Source organism: Mycobacterium neglectum, from assembly GCF_002591975.1.
Classification (GTDB): domain Bacteria; phylum Actinomycetota; class Actinomycetes; order Mycobacteriales; family Mycobacteriaceae; genus Mycobacterium; species Mycobacterium neglectum.
In genome coordinates, this window is sequence record NZ_NVQE01000034.1 from 1 (window position 1) to 24,217 (window position 24,217).

At 65.2% G+C, this 24,217-nt stretch carries 24 protein-coding genes; 7 read left to right on the forward strand and 17 right to left on the reverse strand.

Annotation, left to right across the window (positions count from 1 at the left end; translation table 11 throughout):
* A partial coding sequence (locus tag CSQ99_RS22460; RefSeq protein WP_141562715.1) for a DUF222 domain-containing protein occupies positions 1–532 on the reverse strand: 532 nt, incomplete at its 3' end.
* A 119-nt stretch (positions 533–651) separates the two neighbouring features.
* Between CSQ99_RS22460 and CSQ99_RS22465 the strand changes: the two genes are divergently transcribed.
* Genes CSQ99_RS22465 through CSQ99_RS22475 form a run of 3 tightly spaced genes read left to right on the forward strand, consistent with a single transcriptional unit; the run spans position 652 to position 2,893 of the window.
* On the forward strand, positions 652–1,434 hold the full coding sequence (locus CSQ99_RS22465; RefSeq protein WP_245909042.1) for an ArsR/SmtB family transcription factor: 783 nt from the start codon (positions 652–654) through the stop codon (positions 1,432–1,434).
* Positions 1,431–2,174, forward strand: coding sequence for a DUF899 family protein (locus tag CSQ99_RS22470; RefSeq protein WP_099041217.1), 744 nt, complete (start codon positions 1,431–1,433; stop codon positions 2,172–2,174). Before CSQ99_RS22465 ends, CSQ99_RS22470 begins: the two co-directional genes overlap by 4 nt.
* Entirely contained in the window at positions 2,174–2,893 is a 720-nt protein-coding gene (locus CSQ99_RS22475) for a DUF899 domain-containing protein (protein WP_099041267.1), read from the forward strand. Before CSQ99_RS22470 ends, CSQ99_RS22475 begins: the two co-directional genes overlap by 1 nt.
* 7 nt (positions 2,894–2,900) lie before the next feature.
* Here CSQ99_RS22475 and CSQ99_RS22480 read toward each other — a convergent pair whose 3' ends face one another.
* Genes CSQ99_RS22480 through CSQ99_RS22495 form a run of 4 tightly spaced genes read right to left on the reverse strand, consistent with a single transcriptional unit; the run spans position 2,901 to position 7,093 of the window.
* On the reverse strand, positions 2,901–3,548 hold the full coding sequence (locus CSQ99_RS22480) for an MBL fold metallo-hydrolase (protein WP_099041218.1): 648 nt from the start codon (positions 3,546–3,548) through the stop codon (positions 2,901–2,903).
* Positions 3,549–3,581: 33 nt separating this feature from the next.
* On the reverse strand, positions 3,582–4,325 hold the full coding sequence (locus tag CSQ99_RS22485) for a glutamine amidotransferase (protein ID WP_176561161.1): 744 nt from the start codon (positions 4,323–4,325) through the stop codon (positions 3,582–3,584).
* Positions 4,326–4,378: 53 nt separating this feature from the next.
* A complete protein-coding gene (katG, locus tag CSQ99_RS22490; protein WP_099041220.1) occupies positions 4,379–6,610 on the reverse strand; it encodes a catalase/peroxidase HPI in 2,232 nt (743 codons plus the stop codon).
* 36 nt (positions 6,611–6,646) lie between these two features.
* Entirely contained in the window at positions 6,647–7,093 is a 447-nt protein-coding gene (locus CSQ99_RS22495; RefSeq protein WP_425437852.1) for a Fur family transcriptional regulator, read from the reverse strand.
* Positions 7,094–7,380: 287 nt separating this feature from the next.
* Between CSQ99_RS22495 and CSQ99_RS22500 the strand changes: the two genes are divergently transcribed.
* From CSQ99_RS22500 to CSQ99_RS22510, 3 genes are read left to right on the forward strand one after another with little or no spacing between them, the layout of a single operon-like run.
* On the forward strand, positions 7,381–8,604 hold the full coding sequence (locus CSQ99_RS22500; protein WP_099041221.1) for an acyltransferase family protein: 1,224 nt from the start codon (positions 7,381–7,383) through the stop codon (positions 8,602–8,604).
* 50 nt (positions 8,605–8,654) lie between these two features.
* Positions 8,655–9,359, forward strand: coding sequence for an Rv0518 family GDSL lipase (locus CSQ99_RS22505; protein WP_099041222.1), 705 nt, complete (start codon positions 8,655–8,657; stop codon positions 9,357–9,359).
* 31 nt (positions 9,360–9,390) lie between these two features.
* Entirely contained in the window at positions 9,391–10,746 is a 1,356-nt protein-coding gene (locus CSQ99_RS22510; RefSeq protein WP_099041223.1) for a sensor histidine kinase, read from the forward strand.
* Here the strand turns inward: CSQ99_RS22510 and CSQ99_RS22515 are convergent.
* The 3 genes from CSQ99_RS22515 to CSQ99_RS22525 are packed head-to-tail and all read right to left on the reverse strand — an operon-like array spanning position 10,743 to position 14,938.
* On the reverse strand, positions 10,743–11,720 hold the full coding sequence (locus CSQ99_RS22515) for a haloalkane dehalogenase (RefSeq protein WP_245909043.1): 978 nt from the start codon (positions 11,718–11,720) through the stop codon (positions 10,743–10,745). The two genes, CSQ99_RS22510 and CSQ99_RS22515, sit on opposite strands and share 4 nt — an antisense overlap.
* A 20-nt stretch (positions 11,721–11,740) precedes the next feature.
* Entirely contained in the window at positions 11,741–14,041 is a 2,301-nt protein-coding gene (aceA, locus tag CSQ99_RS22520; protein WP_099041224.1) for an isocitrate lyase ICL2, read from the reverse strand.
* 45 nt (positions 14,042–14,086) lie between these two features.
* Positions 14,087–14,938 (reverse strand): helix-turn-helix transcriptional regulator, encoded by an 852-nt coding sequence (locus CSQ99_RS22525; RefSeq protein ID WP_099041225.1) that lies wholly within the window; start codon positions 14,936–14,938, stop codon positions 14,087–14,089.
* A 74-nt stretch (positions 14,939–15,012) separates the two neighbouring features.
* On the opposite strand from CSQ99_RS22525, the gene CSQ99_RS22530 reads away from it, so the two are divergent.
* Entirely contained in the window at positions 15,013–15,687 is a 675-nt protein-coding gene (locus CSQ99_RS22530; RefSeq protein ID WP_099041226.1) for a class I SAM-dependent methyltransferase, read from the forward strand.
* A gap of 10 nt (positions 15,688–15,697) precedes the next feature.
* Here the strand turns inward: CSQ99_RS22530 and CSQ99_RS22535 are convergent, their stop codons facing one another.
* The 9 genes from CSQ99_RS22535 to CSQ99_RS22575 are packed head-to-tail and all read right to left on the reverse strand — an operon-like array spanning position 15,698 to position 24,211.
* Complete coding sequence (locus CSQ99_RS22535; protein WP_218014609.1) at positions 15,698–16,543, reverse strand: fumarylacetoacetate hydrolase family protein; 846 nt, start codon at positions 16,541–16,543, stop codon at positions 15,698–15,700.
* Positions 16,543–17,331: an SDR family oxidoreductase gene (locus CSQ99_RS22540; RefSeq protein ID WP_099041227.1), complete on the reverse strand. Its 789-nt coding sequence runs from the start codon at positions 17,329–17,331 to the stop codon at positions 16,543–16,545. The genes CSQ99_RS22535 and CSQ99_RS22540 overlap by 1 nt, the downstream gene beginning before the upstream one ends.
* Before the next feature lie 12 nt (positions 17,332–17,343).
* Positions 17,344–18,243: a dihydrodipicolinate synthase family protein gene (locus tag CSQ99_RS22545; protein WP_245909044.1), complete on the reverse strand. Its 900-nt coding sequence runs from the start codon at positions 18,241–18,243 to the stop codon at positions 17,344–17,346.
* Positions 18,236–19,456 (reverse strand): L-2-hydroxyglutarate oxidase, encoded by a 1,221-nt coding sequence (gene lhgO / locus CSQ99_RS22550; RefSeq protein WP_099041229.1) that lies wholly within the window; start codon positions 19,454–19,456, stop codon positions 18,236–18,238. Before lhgO ends, CSQ99_RS22545 begins: the two co-directional genes overlap by 8 nt.
* Positions 19,453–20,589, reverse strand: a complete 1,137-nt coding sequence (locus CSQ99_RS22555; protein ID WP_099041230.1) for a CaiB/BaiF CoA transferase family protein — start codon at positions 20,587–20,589, stop codon at positions 19,453–19,455. Before CSQ99_RS22555 ends, lhgO begins: the two co-directional genes overlap by 4 nt.
* Positions 20,590–20,612: 23 nt before the next feature.
* The gene (locus CSQ99_RS22560; protein ID WP_099041231.1) at positions 20,613–21,113 is read right to left on the reverse strand and encodes an AbrB family transcriptional regulator; all 501 of its coding nucleotides are present in this window, start codon (positions 21,111–21,113) and stop codon (positions 20,613–20,615) included.
* Entirely contained in the window at positions 21,110–22,669 is a 1,560-nt protein-coding gene (locus tag CSQ99_RS22565) for a tripartite tricarboxylate transporter permease (protein ID WP_099041232.1), read from the reverse strand. The genes CSQ99_RS22560 and CSQ99_RS22565 overlap by 4 nt, the downstream gene beginning before the upstream one ends.
* Positions 22,670–22,679: 10 nt before the next feature.
* Positions 22,680–23,234, reverse strand: a complete 555-nt coding sequence (locus CSQ99_RS22570; protein ID WP_099041233.1) for a tripartite tricarboxylate transporter TctB family protein — start codon at positions 23,232–23,234, stop codon at positions 22,680–22,682.
* The gene (locus tag CSQ99_RS22575; protein WP_099041234.1) at positions 23,231–24,211 is read right to left on the reverse strand and encodes a tripartite tricarboxylate transporter substrate binding protein; all 981 of its coding nucleotides are present in this window, start codon (positions 24,209–24,211) and stop codon (positions 23,231–23,233) included. Before CSQ99_RS22575 ends, CSQ99_RS22570 begins: the two co-directional genes overlap by 4 nt.
* Positions 24,212–24,217: the final 6 nt, after the last annotated feature.

A 24,217-nucleotide genomic window follows, 5' to 3' on the forward strand; every position in this document is an offset into this window, starting at 1 on the left:
GCTCGTCGCTGTGGGTTTTGGTGATCGAGGGCGGCCGCTCGGGCTCAGGTGGGGGTGCGCAGTCAGGGTCGGGGTCGGTATTGCTCCAGGGATCGGGTTCGGGTTCTAGCGGTGGTTCGGCCTTCAACGCGGTGCCCAGCTGACTGACGGTCGCGCACCGGGCCAGGCCCGCGTAATGCTCATCAGATCCCTCGCCGGCTTTCTCAGCGATGATGCCCACCTGATCCAGCGATAGCCATCCTTCACGCATCCCTTGCGCGCAGCGCGGGAACTGCGGCAGCCGGTGGGCGATGGTGGCGACCTTCGCGGCGTTTCTGGCCGAGCTACCGGTCTTCCACGCCACCAACGCCGCAAGCGAGCGGGCCCCGGTGATGCCCACCAAATTGTCGTGGTCCAGCTCGGCCACAATGTCCACGATGCGCCCATCGATGGCGTTGCGCTGACCCATCAACTCACCCAACTCGCCGAACAACACCTCCAGACGATCCACCGGACGCACCACCGGCGAGTCTGGCGCTGCGGTCGAGGACATAACCCCATCAAAACAGAAGGGTCCGACAAGTTTGGACGCCGCGAACGCGCCTGACCATTGACATGCAGCCGTGCGGCTGCCTATGGTGGAAATGCAGCCAGGTAGCTGCATAAACGGATATGACAGAGATAGACGAGGTATTCAAGGCGCTGGCCGACCCCAGCCGGCGTCTGCTGCTCGACAGCCTCAACGCACGCACCGGGCAGACTCTGCGCGACCTATGCGCGGAGCTGTCGATGGCGCGGCAGTCGGTCAGCAAGCACCTCGCTGTGCTGGAGGCGGCCAACCTGGTCACGACGGTGTGGCGCGGGCGAGAAAAGCTGCACTACCTCAATGCCGAGCCGATCAATGCCATCGCCGACCGTTGGATCAATCAATACGACCGTGCGCGGGTGCAGACACTCGCCGATCTGAAAATCGCACTGGAGGCCGAACCAATGAGCAGCAGCACCGAATTCGTCTACACGACCTACATCCGGACCACGCCCGAAAGGCTGTGGCAGGCCATCACCGATCCCGTGTTCTCAAACCGCTATATGGGCCACGCGATGGCCTCGGATTGGCAGAAGGGCTCCACCTACGCCTGGGAAGACCGCGGGCTGAAGATTGAGCACCCGGAGCAGGTGATCCTCGAATCCGATCCGTACCGCAGGCTCGCCTTCACCTTCCACACCTTCGTGCCCGAGCTCACGGAGCTCGGCCTCGACGCGGACGTCATCGCCGAAGCGGCGACAGAACAGCGGTCGAAAGTGTCCTTCGACATCGAACCGGTCGACGACGGGCAGGTGAAGTTGACCGTCGTCCACGACGACTTCCCGCCGGAAAGCACGGTGCGCGGACTCATTTCGGGTGGCTGGCCGTGGAAGCTGTCGAACCTCAAGACCGCGCTGGAGGAGTCGTGACGGGTATACCTGCGATTGCCGACCGGGCGACGTGGCAGGCCGAGATCGATGCGCTTCGAGTCCGCGAGAAGGCACACACCCGGGAAGGCGATGCGATCGCGGCGGCCAGACGCCGGCTACCGATGGTGGAGCTGGACGCGTCGACCCCGCTACGCGGTCCGAATGGGCCGGTAACACTGCTCGACACCTTCGAGGGGCGTACGCAGTTGATCGCGTACTACTTCATGTGGCACACAGGCCATTCCGCGGCTGAACAGTGCGAAGGTTGCACGTGGTGCACAACCAGCGTCGACGAACTGTCGTATCTGCATTCGCGTGATATCACCTACGCGGTGTTCTGCCAGGGCCCCCTTGACGAGAGCCGCCGCTATCGAGACTTCATGGGCTGGCAGATGCCCTGGTACTCAGCGCAAGAATCCCTCGATACCTTGCTCGTGGGACGTCAGAAAGGCCTCATGCACCTCGTCTGCTACCTGCGCGACGGTGAGCGCGTGTTCGAGACCTACTGGACGAATTACCGGGGCGTTGAGGCGATGGATTACAGCCTCTCGCTCATGGACCTGACCATCTATGGGCGACAGGAAGATTGGGAGGAATCACCGGTTGGCTGGCCGATATTCCCGCTCGGCGACGATCGCCAACCCATGCGAAAGGACGGACGCCCGATCGCCCAGTGGCCTCGGCTGCAGGCTGGTCACTCCGACGATTTGACGTCGCAACGAGATGGGAGACAGAAATGATGAAGACGCCGCCGGTGGTGTCAGCGGGGGAGTGGGACGCCGCGCTCCAGAAGATGCTCGCCGAGGAGAAGGAAGTTCAGCGTGCGCGCGACGCCCTGGCCGCCCAGCGGCGCCGGATGCCTTGGACGCCGGTTGAAAAGGACTATTCATTCGACGGGCCCGACGGCAAGTTGAGCCTGCTTGATCTGTTCGATGGGCGTCGTCAATTGATCGTGTACCGCGCATTCATCGAACCCGGAACAGGTGGCGACGATGTTCCCGGGCATCCCGGCTGGCCCGAACACGGCTGCGTCGGCTGCTCTTTGATGGCCGACCACGTACCGAACCTGGCTCATGTCAACGCCCGTGACACCACGTTCGTGTACGTTTCGCGCGCGCCGCAGGCCGAACTCGACCGGATGAAGGCGAAGATGGGGTGGCGGCACCCGTGGTACACGCTCACTGACGACTTCGACAGGGACTTCGGCGTTGACCTGTGGCACGGCACCAATGCGTTCATCCGAGATGAAAATGGCCGCGTATTCCGCACCTACATGATCAGCGGCCGTGGCGACGAGGTGTTCGTCGGCACATGGAACCTCCTCGACATGACGGCCCTTGGGCGTCAGGAGAATTGGGAGGACTCGCCGGAGGGCTATCCCCAGAGTCCGCCGTATGAGTGGTGGCGTTGGAACGACACGTATGCGGAGGAGCGTGGCGGTCCCGGCGCGTGCTGCTGAGTAATACCTAGGACTTCACGCTCGCCAGTGCCTGTTCGATGAGCTCCGACCATCGCGCAGCATCGACGGCTTCGATCGGCGTTTCGCCGGCGAATGCGCTGGAGATCACGATGTCGGGTTGGACGGTACCCAGCAGCTTGACGCTGTCGCGCATTGCCGCGGCATCGCCTCGACCTGGTACGACGAATGTCGACCAGGTGCCGTCCCCGGCGGGGAAGATCGTGTCGCCGGTGAACAAGTAGCGATCGCCGCCCGCGCCGGTCACGAGGTAGCACGTGCTTCCAGGCGAATGACCCGGTGTGGGAAGCACTTCCACATCGTTGACGTCGACGTGCCTGACCGCGTCCAGTGGTACGTCGACGTGACCGTGCTCGGTGATCTGCTCCAGTTCGGCTGCGGGGGCGTGTAACTGACGTCCGAAGCGGTCGGCGATGCGGTTCAGGTTCGGGCCCGCCTCGTCGAGGTGCGACAGATACTGGGCGCTGACCCCACCGAGCGTGTCGATCGCGTTGAAGTCTGCCTCGCCGGCAGGACTGTAGAACAGGACATTGCCGGCCGGTCGCCGCCACAGGTAGGCGTGAGTGGTCAACCCCGGGAACGGCGAGTCCATCCGGGTCTGAAAGAGATCGTCACGGATCTTGGTCAAAGTAGCCATGACCCCACCGTGCTACCTCAACCATTGTTGAGGTCAAGTGTCTCGCGAATATCGCTCGACAAACCTTCGCAGAATTGAGTGCGGATAGCGGACATTCCATTGCCGGGCTTCGATTTTCAACTCCTCCGCCGACTCGGGCGCAAAGTAACCGTGGTTCTTGTAGGCGTTGAGCCGGACGTCGATGCCGTCGAGGTCGAGTTCGGGATGGAACTGCGTGGCATAGACATTCTCGCCGACCCGGAAGGCCTGGACCGGGCATTGCGGTGAGGTGGCCAGACATTCCGCAATCGTCGGCAGCGTCGTCGCCGCCTCCTTGTGTCCTCCGTAGGCATCGAAGACGTCTGGTGTCTCGGCGAACAGCGGATCGTCGCGACCCGCGCCGGTAACCGTGATCGACATGCCGCCGACCGGTTCCGGATACGAGCGGTCGATGGACGCCCCGATGACGGTGCCCAGCGTGCCCACGCCGTAGCAGCACCCGAGAAATGGGAAATCGTCGTCGACCATGCGCCCGATCAACGCGAACAACTCGGACTCGACACGTTGTTGCGTCGTCGATTTCGACTCCGGCGGGTCGCTGACGTTGTACGGTCCGCCGCCAAGGATGATGCCCGACCAATCACCGAGATCAATGGACCCGAGCGACTCGTGAGTGAGGCGGATGCGGCGCATGCCGGTGGCATCCAGGCCGGCGAAGCGCATGAACGCCTGATACTCGTCGTCTGCCGCTTCGTCCTCGCCGCGGATCGACAAGAGCAGAAAAGGCAATGGATGCACAACACCCCGCGAGCTTTCAGAGCCCGCGGGGTGTTGCACGTCTTCAGTGTCGATCAGGCGAGGTCGAACCGGTCGTTGTTCATGATCTTCACCCAGGCGGCGACGAAGTCCTCGACGAACTTCTGCTTGTTGTCGTCCTGGGCGTAGTGCTCGGCGAGCGCCCGCAGCTGCGAGTTCGAGCCGAACACCAGGTCATTGGCGGTTGCGGTCCACTTCGGCTGGCCCGACGCGCGGTCCACGCCCTCGTAGACGTTCTCCGCTGTCTCCGACGCCTTCCACTGCGTGCTCATGTCGAGCAAGTTGACGAAGAAGTCGTTGGTCAGCGAGCCCGGCTTGTCGGTGAAGACACCGTGCTTGCTGCCGCCGTGGTTGACATTGAGCGCCCTCAGCCCGCCGACCAGCGCCGTCAGTTCCGGCGCCGTCACGCCAAGGAGGATGGACTTCTCCATCAGCAGCTGCTCCAGCGGCGCCTTCTCGCCAGGACGTACGAAGTTGCGGAACCCGTCCCACCGCGGCTCGAGCACCGCAAACGACTCCACATCGGTGGCCTCCTGCGTCGCGTCGGTGCGCCCGGGCGCGAAGTGGACGTCGATCTCGAAGCCGGCGTCCTTGGCCGCCTTCTCAACCGCCGCCGAGCCCCCAAGCACGATCAGGTCGGCCAGCGACACGTTCTTGCCCCCGGCGCCATTGAACTCCTGCCGGACCTTCTCCAGCACCGGCAGAACCTTGGCCAACTCGGACGGCTCGTTGGCCTCCCAGTTCTTCTGCGGCTCAAGGCGAATGCGCGCACCGTTCGCACCACCGCGCTTGTCGGTGCTGCGGAAGCTGGCTGCCGACGACCATGCGGTCTTGACCAACTGCTGCACAGTCAAACCGGAGTCGAGCACCTTCGCCTTCAGCGCCTTGGCGTCGGCTTCGTCGATCAGTTCGCCCTCGACCGCGGGTACCGGATCCTGCCACAGCTGCGGCTCGGCGATCCAGGGGCCAACGTAGCGGCTGATCGGACCCATATCGCGGTGCAGCAGCTTGTACCAGGCCTTGGCGAACGCCTCGTTGAGCTCCTCCGGGTGGTCGAGCCAGCGGCGGGTGATCGCGCCGAACTCCGGGTCCTGGCGCATCGAGATATCGGTGACCAACATCGTCGGCTTGCGGTTCGGGCCACCGAACGGATCGGGGATGATCGCTTCGGCGTCCTTGGCCTCGAACTGCCACGCGCCCGCCGGGCTCTTGGTCAGCTCCCACTCGTGGCCGTAGAGAATCTCGAGGAAACGATTGCTCCACTGCGTGGGCTTGTCGGTCCAGACCACCTCGAGCCCGCTGGTGACCGTGTCGCCGGCTTTGCCCGACCCGAACGGGCACTTCCAGCCGAGGCCCTGCTGCTCGATCGGCGCGCCCTCGGGTTCGGGGCCCATGCCTTCGTCGGGGCCGGCGCCGTGGGTCTTGCCCAGCGTGTGGCCACCGACGATCAGTGCGGCCGTCTCTTCGACGTTCATGGCCATCCGGCCGAATGTCTCCTTGATGTCGATCGCAGCGGCGATCGGATCCGGCTTGCCCTCGGGGCCTTCGGGATTGACGTAGATCAGGCCCATCGTGGTGGCACCGTACGGTTCGGCGAGGTCACGCTCACCGGAGTAGCGCTTGTTGGTTCCGAGCCACTCGTCTTCTTCGCCGAAGAGGATCTCTACGGGCTCCCACACGTCGGGGCGGCCGAAACCGAAGCCGAAGGTTTCGAAGCCGGCCGACTCCAGCGCCACGTTGCCGGCGAACACCAGCAGGTCGGCCCAGGAGATCTTGTTGCCGTACTTCTGCTTGACCGGCCACAGCAGACGACGCGCCTTGTCCAGGTTGGCGTTGTCCGGCCAGCTGTTCAACGGTGCGAAGCGCTGCATGCCCTCGCCACCGCCACCACGACCGTCGTAGATGCGGTAGGTGCCCGCGGCATGCCAGCTCATGCGGATGAACAGACCGGCGTAGCTGCCGTAGTCGGCCGGCCACCAGTCCTGCGAGGTGGTGATCACCGACATGACATCGGCTTTGAGGGCCTCGGGGTCGAGCTTGGCGAACTCCTCGGCGTAGTTGAAATCATCGCCATACGGGTTGGAGAACGAGCCGCGCGCGTGCAGCTTCGATACGTCGACCTGGTCGGGCCACCAGTCCTGGTTGGTCCGGGGAGCGTGCGCCTTCGGCTTGGGCGTGTCGATTACCGGGTTTTCGCTCTCACTACCGCTGCTCGCTGTGGGCTTCTCCGGTGATGGCGGCTTCGCGTCTGATGTATCAGTTGACACAACATTCCTTCCAGGGGTTGATGAAACGGGCTGTGATCACGGTTGTGATCGCGAAACTTGTGATGCGGCGCAGTCCGGGCACAGGCCCCAGTAGATGACTTCGGCCTCATCGAGGACGAAGCCGTCCAGCGCGCCGTCCGGATCCGAGGGGACCAGGCACGGCGTATCGCCGACGGCGCAGTCGACATCGGCGATGACCCCGCAGGAGCGGCACACGACGTGATGGTGGTTGTCACCGACGCGCGACTCGTAGCGAGCCACCGAACCAGAGGGTTGGAGCCGCCGGATCAGGCCCGCGGCCGTCAGGGCCGCGAGCACGTCGTACACCGCCTGGCGAGACACCTCGGGCAGATCGACCCGGACGGCGGAGAAGATCGATTCGGTGTCGGCGTGCGGATGCGCACAAACCGCCTCGAGCACCGCGAGGCGGGGTCGGGTCACCCGGAGGTCTGCCAGCCGCAGCTGCGCCGAGAAATCCGACATCGATGACACGCAACCCATCATGCCCCTTTTCTGGATTCAGTCAAGACTTGATCACCGGCGTGTTGGGGCGTGTCGCGCCGATGGCCCGACGGTTCACTTTTCTGATTCGTCCAGAGCGCCTGGTTGGCAACATTTTTCGTCATTGCACAGCGAATTGACAGCGTGTCTGAGTATGTCGCTGGGGTGGCACCGCTGGTAGCCTGCTGAACTGCTGGAGCGTGGTCGCGGGGAGGCGCACCGCCCGGCCGACGAGCGAAACCGACCGATTCCCACACGAAGAGAGTGTTGTGCGCACCGGCGAGATCAAGGCCTTATCCGGACTGCGCATCGTCGCCGCAGTGTGGGTCGTGCTCTTTCACTTCCGGCCCTTGCTCGAGCAGGCAGCCCCCGGTTTCAGATCGGCGCTCGCCCCGGTGCTCGACTGCGGCGCCCAGGGTGTCGACCTGTTCTTCATCCTCAGCGGGTTCGTGTTGACGTGGAACTATCTCGACCGCATGGGGGAGTCCTGGGCATGGCGATCCATGCTGCACTTCCTGTGGTTGCGGCTATCCCGCGTGTGGCCGGTGTATCTGGTGACGATGCATCTTGCTGCGCTGTGGATCATCTTCACGCTCAATGTCGGCCACGTCCCTTCGGAAGCCGCCAACACGCTGACGGCCACCAACTACGTCCGGCAATTCTTGCTCGTACAGCTGTGGTTCGCGCCGTACTTCGACGGCACCAGCTGGGATGGACCCGCGTGGTCGATCAGCGCCGAATGGCTGGCCTACATCCTGTTCGGGGCGCTGGTGCTGGTCATCTTCCGGATCGCTCGGGCGACCAGGGCGCGCGGGTTGATCTACCTGGCCGTCGCCGCGTCGCTTCCGCCGGTGCTGCTGCTGATGGCGACCGGCCTGTTCTACACGCCGTGGAGTTGGTTGCCCCGGATCGTCATGCAGTTCACCGCGGGGGCCCTGGTCTGTGCCGCAGTCCGTAAGCTGCAGCCGAGCGAGCGCGCCCGCATGGTCGCGGGTGTCGCGTCGCTTCTCATCGCCGTTGTCATCGTCGGCATCCTGTACTGGCTGGACGCGAACCCGATACCGACGATCTACGACTCGGCCGGGCTGGTCGACGTGCTGTTCGTGCCGCTGGTGTTGACCCTGGCGATGGGCGTCGGCACCTTGCCTGCGATGCTGTCGATTCGCCCGATGGTCTATCTCGGGCACATTTCGTTCAGCCTGTACATGGTTCACGAGTTGGTCCACACGACGTGGAATTGGATGGTCATGCAATTCGAGCTTCGCCTCGGCTCCGATCTTGCGGGCAAGGCAGTACTCGTCGGGCTGATCGCGGTCGCGTTTGTGGGTGCGGTGCTGCTGTACCACCTCGTCGAGGAGCCGGCGCGCCGCTGGATGCGCGGCATGATGAGCCCGCCCCGTGATTCTCGCGCGGGTACCGTCCCCGCGAAGCTGCAGACGATCGACGGCCAGCGCGGAGAACCGACATCTGTGGTTTCTGCACGTGCAGGGTGAGTTCGCGCGTCGTCAACGTAATTTGGTCAGATGAGTCATAGGCTGGTCCGGTGAGCCGTTTGATCACGGCCATGGTTGCGCTTGCGCTCCTGGTCAGCGCGGGCATCAGGATGGACCCGGGGCACCCAATGGGGGTGAGCCGCAACGACATACTGCCGCTGAATACCTCCATGAACCGGGTGGCCGTCATCGGCGATTCCTACACGACGGGCACCGACCTCGGCGGTCTTGGCTCGAATGGCTGGACAGCGCGCGCCTGGGGCGAGCTCGGAACACATCGCGTACCCATCACGGCGGACGTTGGCGCCGAGGGCGGAGCGGGCTACGGCACACGAGGCAACAGGGGCAGCCTGTTCGAGGATTTGACTGCCCGCACGGTCATGCCTGACGACGTGCTGGTGGTGTTCTTCGGCTCGCGCAACGACCAGAACGTCGACCCCGCGCAGTTGTCGATTCTGGCCTATGGCACCTTTCAATTGGCCCGCCGTATCGCACCGTCGGCGACATTCCTGGTGATCGGGCCGCCATGGCCGACCGCCGATCCTCCCGCGGCCATCGTGCGGATCCGCGATGCACTGCAATATCAGGCGGGCGTGGCGGGGGCGAAGTTCGTCGACCCCATCGCCGAACACTGGTTTGTGAAACGGCCCGAGTTGATCGGCGCCGACGGCGTGCATCCGACCGACGCCGGGCACAAGTACATGGCGGACAAGATCGCACCGCTCATCGCAGCCCAGTTGCCTGTGCGCTTATGACACTGGCTAGCGCTCGCCACGATGGCCTTCGATGAGGGGCCTCGGCGAGCGCCTATACGAACTGCTGGCGCGGTCGCTGTCGCTGCGCATCATCGTCATCGTCGCCGCGCTCTCGGTCGTTGTGCTGGTGATCACGCTCGGCGCGTGGGTGTGGTTCGGGGTGACAAACGACCAGTACAGTCAGCTGGACCGGCGACTTGATTCGGTGAGCAGTCTCGGCGACATCAGCACCCTGCTGCGCGCCGCGCAACAGACGGGTACCGACCAACCCCAGGCGCCTGACGGGAATCTGGTGCGCACCGCCCGCATCGGCGACGCGACGGTCTCGATTCCGAGCGAAGTGGTGCTGCCGAAATTCGACATCGGCTACGCAAACACCACGATCGAGGGCGTCGAGTACCGGGTCCGCACCTTCGCCGCCGGTGAGGCGATGATCGCGGTGGGTGCGCCGTTGGCCGAAACCCAGCGCCGCATCAACGAGCTGCACCGACGGGTGCTGTTGATCTGTGGCGGCGTGATCATCGGTACCGTCCTGGTCGGCTCGGTGATGTGGTCGATCATGATCAATCCATTCCGGCTGCTCGCACAGCAGGCCAGGGCGATCAACGCACAGTCCAACCCCGACGAGGTGAAGGTACGCGGTGTGCAGGAAGCCGTGGAGATCGCCGAGGCGGTCGAGGGAATGCTTGCCCGCATCGGCGACGAACAACAGCGCACGAAGGCGGCGCTCGAGTCGGCCCGTGATTTCGCGGCTGTGGCCTCCCATGAATTGCGCACGCCGCTGACGGCCATGCGCACCAACCTCGAAGTGCTGTCCACCCTCGAGATGCGTGACGATCAACGTGAGGAGGTCATCGCCGACGTCATGCGGACGCAGTCCCGGGTCGAAGCGACCCTCACCGCGCTGGAACGCCTCGCGCAGGGCCAACTGACAACCATCGACGACTTCGTCCCTGTCGATATCACCGAGCTGCTGGATCGTGCAGCGCATGACGCGGTACGCAATTACCCCGAAGTACGCGTGTCGCTGGCATCCTCGACGACGGTGATGATGGTGGGTCTGCCTGCCGGTCTGCGACTGGTCATCGACAATGCCATCACCAACGCGGTCAAGCACGGCGGTGCAACCGAAATCCAGCTCAGCGCAGACAGTTCCGGCGAAGGGGTGGAAATCATCGTCGACGACAACGGCGCCGGCGTGCCGGAGGATGAGCGGGCCTCCATCTTCGCGCGGTTCTCCCGTGGATCGACCGCAGCAAGGTCCGGTTCGGGGCTCGGATTGGCCCTGGTTGCCCAACAGGCGGATTTGCACGGCGGTACGGCGGCGATGGAGGCCAGTCCGATGGGGGGCGCACGCCTGGTGTTGCGGCTGCCAGCGCCGAGTTAATTTGAGCGGCTGACGAATTGGGCGATGACGGCCGCCAGCTCCTCGCCCTTTTGTTCGGCGATGAAGTGCCCCGCCCCGGCAATGGTGGTGTGCTCCTGATTCTGGGCGCCGGGAACATATTCCTGGAATACCTTGTCCCAGCCACGGGTCGGAGGATCGGCGTCGGAGTAAGCGGTGAGGAAGGGGCGTTCCCACTGTGCAAGCGCCGCCATGGTCTCCCGGCCGATCGCCGCCCCCGGATCGTTGCGCGTCAGCGGGATGAGCGCGGTCATCTGGCGCAGACCGGCCTGGTAGCGCGAGTCCGGGAAGGGTGCGTCATAGGCGGCGAGGACATCGGCGTCGAGCGGACCGGCCACCGCATCGAGGAACATGCTCGGATTGAGTTCCGGTGCACGCTGATATAGCGCGACATAGTCGAGCAAGGTTTCCTGCAGCATCACCCGGTCGTCGTCGACACCGTGGTGCGCCCACGTGAGTCGGCCCGCCAACGCCGGGTCGCAGGTGTGCAGGATCGTGTTCGTTGCGACGACCCTGGCGAACCGGTCGGCCTCGCGGGCCAACACGCTCAACCCGATCGGGCCGCCCCAGTCCTGAACCACCAGCGTCACCTCGCGCAGGTCGAGTCCGCTGACCAGACCCCGGACCCAGTCGATGTGCCTGCGAAAGGTGTAGGCCGTCGCATCGGTGAGCTTGTCTGAACGACCGTATCCGATGTGGTCGGGCGCGATGACTCGCATGCCTGAGTCCGCAAGTACCCGAACGACATTGCGGTACATGAACGACCAGGTCGGCTGTCCGTGCAAGAGGACGACGACGGGGCCGCCGGCGGGTCCGGCATCGACGTAGTGCATCCGCACGGCAGGGATCCCGCGGGCCTCCACCTCGACGTAGTTGGGCGCAAACGGGTAGCCGGGCAGGTTGTCGAATCGTTTGTCGGGTGTTCTGAGGACTTTGATGTCGTTGGTGCCATCCATGATTCGGCGGCGCGGTCCGATCAGTCCTCCTTGGCGATCAACCGCTTGAGCGCCTCGCGATCGGACGCAAGCAGTTCATCGATGCGCGGCTGGTTCACGTCGGCGACGATGATCTCGCCGACCTCCTGGTACACGTTGCTGAAGATGCCGTGGGACTTCATCTTCTCGGTCTGATAGATGTTGTCCTCGGTCGGCGTCACGTAGTACACGATCTCCGGCTTGAAGCGGTGGATCAGCCATAGGTGGATGACGTCCATCAACCGCTTCTTACGCATCTTCTCGGAGAACGTGTTCTGGTCGCGCACCGTGAGGATGTTGCGGCCGTGCCGGTCCTTGATCGGGTCGACGACCACGTTGGCGACCGGATCCTCACCGTCGCCGTAGATGCCGAGATCCAACACGTCGGACCCGGCGCGCCGCGGCCGCAGCTGCACCCGCAGCTTCTCGCCGATCTGATAGTGGTCGCTCCACAGCGCCAGCCATTCCTCCAGCAGCTTCTTCGGCACCTCGGTCTGCACGAGGTGCTGATGCTGTGTGCTGCCCTCGCCCATGGACTTCGTGGTGGCCGTCCGCCCGGATGAAGCGGCGAGCGCGGCATCGCTGCGTGGGCCACCGACCAGGGTTTGCGGTGTGCGATAGGGAGATTCGACCAGTCGCATCTTGCGTTGTAGGCGGGCGAGCGCCAACATGCCCTCTTGTCGCAGCGACGTGGCGAACTCCTCGCAGGCGACTCCGTCGACCTGGTGGCCGCCGTAGGTGATGAAGTTGAAGACGAATCCCATCTTGCCGAGTTCCTCCGGGAACGCGCGCATCTCGTCGTCGGTCATGCCGGTGGTGTCCCAGTTGAACGACGGTGACAGGTTGTAGGCCATCATCTTCTCGGGGAACTCGGCGTGGATCGCGTCGGCGAACTGCTTCGCGTCGGCGAGATCGGCGGTCTTGGTTTCCATCCAGAGGATGTCGGCGAACGGTGCGGCGGCCAGCGACTTGGCGATCGCATAGGGGATACCGCCACGGATCTGGTAATAGCCTTCCGGTGTTTTCGCCCGCTCGCAGTCCCATGCGACGTCGGCGCCCAACGCCTTGGCCTTTTCCCGTGCGGAGTACAGCGATGCCTTGGCGGCGAATTGGCGCCAGTCCGCGGCGCTCGTGTCGGCCGGCTCGCCCTCCCGCTCGCGGAAGTCGAGCAGATCACCGACGGCCTCGCCATAGGTCTGCAGTCCGGCGTCGACCTGCCAGGCGTCGACGAACTTGGACTCGACCTCGTCGAACATCGCGTCGACCGAATCGTCCGCGCCGTCCTGCCACGCCTTGGCGGCGTCGGCAATCACGCTCTGGATGCCGTGGCGTTGCAGCCACGCGTCGGCGGCGGCGTACTCACCGTCGGGTAGCGCGTAGAGCAGATGCCCCTTGAGGTCTGTGACTCCAGCATCGTGGAACTGGCGCATCATGGCGAGGAAGCAGGACTTGTAGGACGGGATCTTGAGGTTGGTGACACCGAGCAGGAAGGGCTGATCGCGCTCGTCGGCTCGGCTGTCCAGCAGGTTGGCGGCTTCGGCGTCCGTGCGGGCAACGATTATGCCGGGCACGCGCATGATGTCGAGCTGAAAGCGGGCGGTGTTGAGGCGCTTGATCTGTTCGTCGGACGGCACCAGTACCTTGCCACCTTGGTGGCCGCACTTCTTCGTGCCAGGGCGCTGATCCTCGATGTGGTAGCCGGGCACACCCGACTCGACAAAACGGCGAATGAGGTTACGCACGTGGGGATCACCGCCGTGGCCGGTGTCGGCGTCGGCGATGATGAACGGGCGGTAGTCGTAGGCCGGGGTCGCCTCGCGTTGTTCGGGGGTCATGCGCAGCCGCAGGTACTGCTGATTGCGGTCCGCGGTCAGCAGGGCGCGCACCAGTCCGGCGGCCTCGTCGGGCACCTGGCTCAGCGGATAGCTGGCCAGGTCGGGCCCGGGATCCTCGCTGATCGAGCCCTTCGCCGAGGTCGCCCAGCCGCCGAGGTAGATCCCCTCGATGCCCATGCGCTTCATGACCACGGCTTGGCCAGGCGAGTAGGGGCCGAAGGTGGTGATGCTCTTCTTCTGGGCGAACAGCTCGCGCAGGCGCGGATGAAACGCCGCGGCCGCCTCGCGCGCGACGGTGTAATCGGTCGGGATCGTCCCGCGCTGCTCGACTACCTGGCGCGCTGAGTACAGACGAATGATCCCGTCGAACCGCGGGCTGTCGAAGTACTGCTGGGTGTCTGCTACGTCTTTTTCGAAGGACCGCTCGGACTGGGTCTGGGGCGCTGCATCCGCTTCGATAATGGCCATAACCTCACACTACGACCGACGCCTTGGAGTCGATGGCGTTATCGCCTACGGCCGGCCCCGCCAGGACCGGGGCGTGGTCCCGTGGGTGCGGCGAAACAGCCTGCTGAAGTACCCGGCGTCGGCGATCCCAACCCGCCTGGCCACTTCCTGAATTGGCAGGTCGGTGTCGGCGAGCAGCCGACGACTTTCGGTCATTCGGCGGTCGATGATCCAGTCACCCACGGTGCGACCCGTCCGGCGGCGCACGATGGTCGTGAGGTGACCGGGCGTCATGCCGACCTCACGGGCCACGTCCCGCAGTGACAGCGAGTCAGCATGGCGACGTTCGATCACGGCGAACACGTCGGCCAGCACCGGTTCCCCGCTGTGCCGAAGGTCGCTCACGACATCGGTGGCGAGCCGGGCGAGGTCGATGAGAAGCAGAGTCAGGTGGGCCAGCGCCGCCTGGCGATATCCCTCCAGCCGCGAAGCCAGCTCCCTGTCGATCGCTTCGATCGCGGCGTCCCATACAGGCCGGTGCGCGGCGGGCAGCCGCAGTTCCAGAAGTCCGCCGGACTCTCCGTGCACGAACGGAAACAGCAGGGGATGGCTTCGCCATGCCGGCCACGCAGATTCCCCGTCCACACCCAGTGCGGCGGGGTCGAAGATCACGCCCACCCCGCCCGCAGATCGGCCGACATGACGCGGATCGACGACTTCTCGCGCCGCGACGACGTACACGGTCGCTCTTGCCTGGTCGTACCAGATTGCGGGGAAGTCGTGGATGTGTCGTCCGCGGTCGAGCACGTCGTCGCGTGCGGCGTGCACCACCTGTACCGGAGGCGTGCCGGGATCGGTCGGATACCGGTACATCGGGATGCCGCTGCGGAGTCGGATCAATCGGGACGCGAGCGCCACAAAGACAGAAGATAGTCCTAGTCTTGCCGATTATCACCCGAGTCGCTTGAGAACAAGTGCCTCACCATGGAGATATGACCAAAGATCATCCGAATTCTACTAAGCACCACGATGGGCACGGCCACGACTACCTGCCGGCCGCAGGCCGGGACGCGTTTCTTCCGTTCTACGACTTGCTCACCCGCTTGCTGGGCATGCCCACGGTTTACGACAGCCTCATCGATCAGGCCGACATCGCAGAAGGGATGTCTGTCCTCGAAATCGGTTGCGGTACCGGTAACCTCACCACGCGAGTGCACCGGGCACATCCAGCCGCCAGCGTCGTGGGCGTCGATCCCGATCCGCGTGCGCTGACCCGGGCCGAAAAAAAGGCCACCGTCGGAGACGGCATCGGGTTCGTGCGCGGCTATGTCCAGAAGTTGCCGTTCGAAGACCACGCGTTCGACCGTGTGCTGTCGTCGATGATGTGGCACCACCTGGGCGGTGAGACCAAGACCGCGGCGGCGAGCGAGATTCTTCGCGTCCTCCGGCCCGGCGGCAGCCTGCATCTCGTCGACGTCGGCGGCGACATGACCGCGGAGGACGGACTTTTCGCCCGGCGGCTGATGCGCAGCGACCATGCGGCGGGCAACCTCGGTGACGCCATTCCGATGCTGTTTCGCAGCATCGGCTTCGAGTGCACTCAGGTCGCAACGCATCGTCAACGCGGCGTCGGACGGCTCACGTACTACCGGGCTACCCGGCCGTAGGCGCGAAGCGCTAACGCACCGGGTTGGTCAGCGATGCGAGCTCGTCGCCCAGCTCACATCGCACAACGTCGCCCGGCTCGATGGCGACGGCGCCCGGCGTTCCGGTCGAAAGGATGTCACCTGGATAGAACGGCATCACCTGGCTGTGGAAGCTGAGCAGCTCGGCGGGCGAGAACGTCATACCCGAGACGGTGTCCTTGCGGTGGACGGCGCCGTTGTGCACGGTCGCGACCCGAAGGTCCGCCAGTGGCCCATGGGCCAGCACCTCGTCGAGCGTGATCAGATCGGGCCCGAAGGAGAAGAAGGTGGGATAGTTCTTCACCCGCGTCAGGTAGCGCGGATTCTCCATCAGCACCGTCTCAGCCGTCTGGTCGAGAATCGGTACCACCCCCGCCACGAACGACATCGCCTCATCGACGCCGACCTGGTAGCAGGTGCGGCCGATCACCAGACCCAACTCGGCCTCCGCGGTCACCTTTCCGATGCCCCGCGGTACGACGATCGGTTCGCCAGGGCCGACGATGGTGTGGTCGCCCTTGATGAACGACGCGGGCGACGTACGCGGCGTCTGCTCACCGAGGTCGCCGGCGTGCGCTCCGTAGTTGAGCCCGATGCCCAGGATCTTTCGCGGTCGCGTCCACGGGGCCAGCACTGGCACACCCGGGTCCACACAACCGTCGTCGTCGACTCCGGTGGCCATCGCCACGGCCAGAGCGTCCAGCTGCTCAGCCGCCATGAGAGACAACAGGTCCGAAGGCCCGCCGGGTAGCAGCCGGTCGATCCTGGCGAGGCGGCCGTCGGCCAGAGCGACGCACGCGATCGGTTCGTCACCCAGCTTGACGGTGCGCAGGCGCATCAGGCGACCCCCCGGATCAGGCCGCCGTCGACGCGGACCACGGATCCGGTGACGTACGAGGCCCTTTCGCTGCACAGGAATGCCGCCATGTCGGCGTACTCTTCGGGACGGCCATACCGTCCCAGCGCCATCGTCGCCGCACTGTCTCGCATCACCTCGTCGGCCGTGCGACCTTCCCTTTCCGCCCTACGCTCGTCGAGGAATCGTGTCCGGTCGGTCTCGATCCGCCCCGGCACAATCACGTTGGACGTCACGCCGTCACATCCCACTTCCTCGGCGAGCGTCTTCGACCACGCGTGCAGGCTCGCCCGAAGGGTGTTCGACAGGCCGAGATTGGGGATGGGAGCGAGCGCGCCCGACGAGGTCGACGTCAGGATGCGACCCCACCGCCGCTCGCGCATCCCGGGCAGGACGCGGTCGGTCAGCATGATCACCGACAGGATCATCTGATCGAAACTTGTCCGCCAAACAACGGCCTCCTGGCCGGTGACGGTCGTCGGCGGTGGGCCGCCGGTGTTGTTCACCAGGATGTCGACCGGCCCCAGCGTCCTTTCGATTTCCGTCACGACGGACTCCATGCGATCCAGATCGCCGAGGTCCCATTCGAGTGGCAATGCCTGCACGCCCGCGGCCTCCACCCGGGTCGCGGTCGCAGCCAGCGCATCGGCCGACCGTCCCGCCACCGCGACATGGGCGCCTTCATCGGCCAGCCGCGCCGCGATCGCACTACCCAGGCCGCCACTCGCGCCGAGCACCAGGGCCGTGCGTCCAGAAATTCCGAGATCCATTGTGGCGCTCCTTCAGTGGTGTACGTGGTCAAGCGCGGGCAGCGCGGCAAGATGCTGGTCGAGAAGCGGCACCATCGTCGCGGGCAGCGAGCGCGCCGGTCTTCGCACCCGACTTGAGGTAATGACCCCACGGCGTCGAAGCACCTCTTTGCGAATCGCCAGACCCACCCGCAACTGTCCTTCGAAGTTGGCCAGGGGCAGCCACGGCGCCCACACGTCGCGGGCGGCGTGAAAGCCGCCGTCGCGGTGCGCGGCCAGCACCGCGGCCAGCGCCGCGGGATGGCTGAATCCGGTCATCGCACCGGCCGAACCGGCGGTCAGTTCGTCGAGAAGACCGACACCTCCGAGTCCGCCGAACACCGGAACGTTCAGCCTGGGCGCCAAGTGTGCGATCGCCACGGACGTAGGTGGTGACTCAGATTTCACGCCGACCACGAAGGGGCATGACTCCACGATGCTCACCACTTGCTCATCGCTGACGGCGATACCCGAAACGACCGGATAGTCCTGCAACAGGATGCCGATGCCCGTCGAGTCGTACAGCCTGCGAAGTGCCGAGGCGGCCACCGCCGGATCCCCGTCGGCGATCTGTGCCATCAGAGCTACCGGTGGGCGCGGCGCTGCGGCGATCAGTCGTCGCGCCTGCAGCACCGTGGCATCGGGATCCCGTTCGGACAGTCCAAGCACGTACGGCAGATCGGTTTCGGAAGCGACGGCGTTGGCCACTTCGTCGGCCTCATCGGCAGTCAGTGCCGCGGCCTCACCGAAGACGCCGAGCACTACCAAACCACCGCATCCGTCGGCGGCAAACGATTCGACCTCGCAGCGCAGTGATGCGATATCAACGGCGAGGCCATCGTCGAAGGGTGTCGCCAGAACACCCCAAAGCCCCTTGGAAAGAACTCTATTCACCCACACTCCCGTCATCGGCGATCATGGAGACGATATGTTCGGCGATCGCGAGTGCCGACGTCGCGGCCGGTGACGGCGCATTGCGCAGGAGCACGATGCGGTCGCGGATGCTGATCCGAAAGTCGTCGACCAACGCGCCGTCGGCTTCGAGAGCCTGCGCGCGGATTCCGGCGGTGCCCGGCACCACGTCGTCGTCCCCGATTTCGGGGACATAGGCACGGGCCGCCGCGACGAACCGCCGCTTGCTGAGCGAGCCGTACATCTCGCGAATCCCGGTGCGCCAGTGCTGACGGGCGAATCGCCAGAACGCCGGTGTGCGAGCGATTTCGGCCACGTCGCGCACCGAGGCGGTCCGCCAGGTGTAGCCCTCGCGGGCCAATGCCAGTACCGCGTTGGGGCCGACGAGCACTTCGCCGTCGACGCGCGGGGTGATGTGGACTCCGAGGAAGGGGTACCGCGGGTCGGGCACCGGATATACCAGGCCGTTGACCAGACCGCGTCGCGCCGGCTTCAACGCGTAGTACTCGCCGCGGAACGGCATGATGACGGGTTCCGGTCCGTCCCCGGCGAGTTCGGCGAGCCGGTCGCTCTGCAGGCCGCCGCACGCGACGACCTGATCGAAGGCCTCCTGATAGGATCCGCCTGCCGTGCGCGCGGTGACGAGGACCTCGGCGCCCGTGGACCGCAGGCCGATGACCTCTTGCCCGAGAAGCACTTTCGCCCCAGCAGTGACGGCATCGGCGGCAAGCGCCTTGGTGACCTCTGCGAAATCGACGATCGACGTCGTGGGTGAGTGCAGCGCGGCAACACCGCGCACGTGCGGTTCGATCTCACGCAACTCTTCGGGTCCGATCGTGCGGACACCGGGGACTCCGTTGGCCAGTGCACGCTCTTCGATGTCGCCGAGCCGTGCACGTTCGGTGTCGTCCAGCGCAACCAGCACCTTGCCGCACTCGACGCGCCGGATTCCGCGCTGCGCACAGAACTCCTCGAGAAGGCCAACGCCGCGGCGGCAGAGCACAGCCTTGTTCGAACCGGGCTGGTAGTACAGGCCCGCATGGACGACCCCGCTGTTACGTCCGGTCTGGTGCGCGGCGAGACGGTCTTCCTTCTCGAACAGCGTCACCTGCGCGTCGGGCCTGCGGGTCAGGATCTCGCGCGCAATGGCGACACCGACGATGCCACCGCCGACGACAGCGACGCGGTCGGTCATCGGCCGCCCTCGGCGCGCACATAGTCGGCGAACACGTCGTCCTGATCCACTCCCAGCGCGGGCGGCGCCTCGCGGCGCGGTTCGGTGTGCTCGGACAGGCGCAGCGGTGAACCGGGGACGTTGAGGTCACCCAGTGTGGGATGCGGCAAAGTCAGCACCATCGATTCGCGAACCTGTTCCCAATCGTAGACCTCGGGGATGGTGCGGATCCTGCCCGCGGGGACACCGGCGCCATCCAGGGCAGCAAGAACCTCCCCGGCCGGGCGGTCGGCGAGCAGCGCGTCGATCTCCTTCTGCAGTGCCTCGGCATGTGCCACTCGCTGGGTGTTGGTGGCGATATCGGGCCGGTCGGGGTCCAGTCCCATGATCGGCGCGAACTTCCGCCACAGCGAATTCGATGCCACCGCGATCGCGATATCGGCATCCGCGCAGCTGAACACCCCGTACGGCGCGATCGAAGGATGCCGGTTGCCGGTCAACACCGGCTCGACGCCCGCGGCGAGCCAGCCAACACCGTGAAAGACATGTACGCCGACAACTGCTGCGAGAAGCGAGGTTTCGACGTGCTGACCGCGGCCGGTGCGTTCACGTGCCTGCAGGGCGGTCATCACGCCGAATGCACCGAACATGCCCGCGAGGATATCGGCAATGGGAATGCCGACACGCTGTGGCGAGCCGCCGGGGTGGCCGGTGAGCGTCATCAGTCCACCTTCGGCCTGCACAATCTGATCGAACCCTGGGCGTTTTCCGTCCGGCCCGCCCCGGCCGAAGCCGGTGATGGACAAGGTAACCAATCTGGGGTTGGCGGCTCGCAGATCGTCGAGTCCGAGTCCGAGGCGGTCGAGTACGCCGGGACGGTAATTCTCGACGAGCACGTCGGACTGGCCGGCGAGCCATCGCAGGCGGTCAGCGCCGTCGGCGGACTTGAGGTCGAGCACGACGGAGCGCTTGTTGCGATTGGCGCTCATGTAGTACGCCGACTCGCGGTGCCCGTTGCGGTCGACGTAGGGCAGCCAACCCCGGCTGTCGTCGCCGGCCGGCGGTTCGACCTTGATCACTTCGGCGCCGGCGTCAGCCATCATCATGGTCGCGTAGGGCCCGGCCAGCGCGCGGCTCAGATCCACGACCCGCATGCCGGACAACGGTCGTTGTGCGCTCACGCACGCCCTCCCATCATTTTCAGGCCCACCGTCATCAGCACGATCACCGAGGTGATGCGGAGAACGTGGATGGTCAGCACGATCGGGACATTGGCTCCTGCGCCTGCGGACAGCGCACCCATCTGGGCGATGCCGCCCGGCGCGGTGGCCAGCAGCGCGGTCAACGAGTCGAACGAGGTGAACTTCCACAGCAGCCACGCTGCCACCAGCCCGAACACCAGGAACGCCACGACCGTCACGACGATCGGCACCGCGGCGGCCTTCAACTGCTTCAGCGTCTCGGTGTTCACTCCAACGCCAAGCAGCCAGCCGAGGCACGCGAACACGATCCACTTGCCGGCTGACCCGATTTCGAACGCCGACGACGTGAAGATGTTCACCAGTGCGACACCCACCATCGCGCCGAGCAGCGGCGCGGCCGGCAGATGCAAAAGCGTCGCAATCGTGGCACCGACCATTGCCGCTGTGGCCGTCAGCGCCAGCGAACCGAGGTTCATGCGACGTGTTCCGGGTCACGGTCGCCGTCAGTGCGCCTGCGTGCCGAAAGTGACTGCAGTGCATGCGCAGTCGCGTTCCGCAAGGGATTCGCGACCAGGGGGATGGTGAGCAGGAACACGATGAACACCAGGATGCCCACCGAGGTGCCACGCTCGACGAACACGCCGAGGCTTCCGCCGGAGATCAGCATGGTTTGTCGCAGCGTCTCCTCGGCCATCGGTCCGAGCACCAGGGCGATGACGAGTGCCGCGGGAGAGAGCCCGTATTGGCGCATGAAGAACCCGAGAACACCGCACACCAGCATGATCTGGACATCGACGAAACTCTTGTTGACAGCGAAGGTGCCAAGGACACACAGCACGATGATGATCGGGCCGAGAACCCGGAACGGGACACGAGCGATGCTGGCGAAGGCCGGGATGCAGAAGACGTTGACGCCCAACAACATCACGTTGCCAAGGAACATGCTCGCGATGAGGCCCCATGCGAACTCCGGGTTTTGCTCCATCAGCAGCGGTCCGGGCTGCAATCCCCACATGAGGAATCCGCCCAGCAGGACAGCGGTGGCCCCACCACCGGGGATGCCGAGGGTGAGCAGCGGGATCATCGCGCCCGACGACGCGGCGTTGTTCGCGGCCTCCGGCCCGACCAGACCGGGCATCGCACCCTTGCCGAATTTCCACGGCGTGCGGGAGATCGACTTCTCGACGTTGTAGGACATCAGCGAGGCGACCGTCGCGCCGGCGCCGGGCGTGGTGCCGACGCCGAACCCGAGGAACGAACCTCGCAGCGACGGTCCCACGGACTCGCGGAAGTCATTGCGATTGGGCCAGAATCCGCGGCTGCGCGCCGAGACCCCGAAGAACTTCAGCTTCTCGAGATGCCCGCCCCGCCATAGTGTGTGCAGTACTTCGCCGATCGCAAACAGGCCGATCGCGACGGGGATGAAGTCGACGCCGTTGATCAGCTCCACCGTGCCGAAGGTGTAGCGCTGCTCGCCACCGCCGATATCGACACCGACGGTGCCGATGGCGAATCCGATCAATGCCGACAGGGCGCCGAGAAGCTTGTTTCCGCGCAGGATCACGATGACCGTCAACAGGCCGGCCATGACGACGAGGAAGTACTCCGGCGGCCCGAATGTCTTGGCGAACGACGCCATCGCCGGGGCGGCGAAGGTCAGAAGGCAGGCTCCGATGATGCCTGCGACGAACGACGCGACTGCAGCCATCACCAGCGCGGGCCCGGCCCGACCCTGTTTGGCGAGTGGATACCCGTCGAATGTGCTTGCCACTGTGGCTGATTCGCCAGGCGTATTGATCAGCACCGACGTGATCGTCCCGCCATACATCGCGCCGTAGTAGACGGCGGCCAGCATCACGATGGCGCCTGTGGGGTCGAGCCCGAAGGTCACCGGTAACAGAATCGCCAGGCCCGCCGAGGGGCCGACGCCCGGGATGACGCCGACCACCATGCCGATCGTCACGCCGAAGACGAGCAGGAGAACATTCTGCACCGTCAGCAGGGCGACGATACCGGTCATCAATTCATGCATGTGTCACACCTCAACCGAGTGGCAGGATGCCTTGCGGCAGTCCGACGTTGAGTCCGGTCTGGAAAGCCAGGTACAGGAGGACGGGCACGGCGACCGCGATGATCACGGCGCGAATGTGGTGCTCGGGATCAAGGAACCACAACGTCGCGCCGAGGAACAGGATGCCCGCGACGACGGCGCCCAGGATGCCGAACAACGCGACGAACAGCGTGGCCGCGACGATGAAGCCGATCAACGCGATCGGGTGCCGCCCGAGGTCGGGTTCGGCGATCTCATCGGCCGCCTCGGCCACGGAGACACGCTTCTCGGCGCGCCGCGAGACGATCTCACGGACACCCGCGAGCACCGTGACCGCCATCGCGGTGAAGCCGAGGATCCGCGGGAAGAACCCCGGACCGATCCGACCCGCCTGCGTGCGCCACTCCATGCCCATCGCCGACTCGGTGTAGACGGCGAAGATCAGTAGCAGCACAGCCAGGAAGGTCAGCTTGGGCCAGTCGACTTTCCGGCTCGACGGCTGCTCTGACACATTCACGCGGGTCGGTTGCGGTGCCGTCGCGGTCACAGCGCTCCCTGCTCCTTCAACGTGCTCTCGAACTCGGCCGTGGTGGTCTCGAGGTACTTGGTGAAGTCATCACCCCACAACTCGTTCTTGGTCAGATAGTTCTGCGCGAGGTACTGCGTCCACTGGTCGGACTTCGCCACTTGCTGCATGGTCTTGATCCACCAGTCGCGGGCGTAGTCCGGCACCTCGGGCGGAAGGATCAGGCCGCGCGGCATCGAGGGCAGGTCGGCCATGCCCTTCTCGGCGCCGGTCGGAACATCGGGCAGCGCGGGGAGGCGCTCCTTTCCGGTGAACAGCAGCGCCGTCATCTCGCGACCTTCGACCTGACCCAGGATGGAACCCGGGTTGGACACCATGGCGTCGAGTGCGCCACTGAGCAGCGAGGTCTGCACCTGGCCCTCTTCGTTGTAGGGCACGTACTCGATCTCGTAGCCGGCGTGCTCGGCGATCAGCGACTGCAGGATGAAGTCAACGTTCACCGTGCCGATGCCGCCGACGACCACCTTGCCCTTGCCCTTGGCGAAGCTGACCCAGTCTTCAAAGGTCTTGATGTTGCTCTTGCCGTCGACGAGCAGCAGCGCGTCATCGGTGGCCATCAGGCCGACATGCGTGAAGTCTTTGTACGTCCATCCCGGGTCCGACTGGAGCGGTGTGGTGAGGAACGAGCCCGACGTGGTCGAGATATTGTACGGATCACCGGCTTTCGACATCAGGTAGCCCCAGCCGGTCGCCCCGCTGCCACCCTCGCGGTTCTCCACCGCGATATTGGCGGGATAGAGCTTCTCGTCGCCAATGATCTGGACCAACTTGCGGGCCATCAGGTCGTTGCCGCCGCCGGGCCCGAACGCGATCGTCCAATCCAGATCCTGGGACGGGTAGTCCTCCGCGGATTCGGAGCTGGTGCTCCCACCGCTACATGCGGACAGCACAAGGGCTATCACGGCGAAGACTGTCGTCACTACGACTTTCAGTCGCATGGTGTT

What these genes read in the sequence shown, in the direction of transcription:
- CSQ99_RS22465 (WP_245909042.1), top strand. Translation starts at nt 652, where the DNA reads ATGACAGAGATAGACGAGGTATTCAAGGCGCTGGCCGACCCCAGCCGG.
- CSQ99_RS22475 (WP_099041267.1), top strand. Translation starts at nt 2,174, where the DNA reads ATGAAGACGCCGCCGGTGGTGTCAGCGGGGGAGTGGGACGCCGCGCTC.
- CSQ99_RS22480 (WP_099041218.1), bottom strand. Translation starts at nt 3,548, where the DNA reads ATGGCTACTTTGACCAAGATCCGTGACGATCTCTTTCAGACCCGGATG.
- CSQ99_RS22495 (WP_425437852.1), bottom strand. Translation starts at nt 7,093, where the DNA reads ATGTCGGATTTCTCGGCGCAGCTGCGGCTGGCAGACCTCCGGGTGACC.
- CSQ99_RS22510 (WP_099041223.1), top strand. Translation starts at nt 9,391, where the DNA reads ATGAGGGGCCTCGGCGAGCGCCTATACGAACTGCTGGCGCGGTCGCTG.
- CSQ99_RS22515 (WP_245909043.1), bottom strand. Translation starts at nt 11,720, where the DNA reads ATGGATGGCACCAACGACATCAAAGTCCTCAGAACACCCGACAAACGA.
- aceA (WP_099041224.1), bottom strand. Translation starts at nt 14,041, where the DNA reads ATGGCCATTATCGAAGCGGATGCAGCGCCCCAGACCCAGTCCGAGCGG.
- CSQ99_RS22530 (WP_099041226.1), top strand. Translation starts at nt 15,013, where the DNA reads ATGACCAAAGATCATCCGAATTCTACTAAGCACCACGATGGGCACGGC.
- CSQ99_RS22535 (WP_218014609.1), bottom strand. Translation starts at nt 16,543, where the DNA reads ATGCGCCTGCGCACCGTCAAGCTGGGTGACGAACCGATCGCGTGCGTC.
- CSQ99_RS22540 (WP_099041227.1), bottom strand. Translation starts at nt 17,331, where the DNA reads ATGGATCTCGGAATTTCTGGACGCACGGCCCTGGTGCTCGGCGCGAGT.
- lhgO (WP_099041229.1), bottom strand. Translation starts at nt 19,456, where the DNA reads ATGACCGACCGCGTCGCTGTCGTCGGCGGTGGCATCGTCGGTGTCGCC.
- CSQ99_RS22555 (WP_099041230.1), bottom strand. Translation starts at nt 20,589, where the DNA reads ATGCGGGTCGTGGATCTGAGCCGCGCGCTGGCCGGGCCCTACGCGACC.
- CSQ99_RS22560 (WP_099041231.1), bottom strand. Translation starts at nt 21,113, where the DNA reads ATGAACCTCGGTTCGCTGGCGCTGACGGCCACAGCGGCAATGGTCGGT.
- CSQ99_RS22565 (WP_099041232.1), bottom strand. Translation starts at nt 22,669, where the DNA reads ATGCATGAATTGATGACCGGTATCGTCGCCCTGCTGACGGTGCAGAAT.
- CSQ99_RS22575 (WP_099041234.1), bottom strand. Translation starts at nt 24,211, where the DNA reads ATGCGACTGAAAGTCGTAGTGACGACAGTCTTCGCCGTGATAGCCCTT.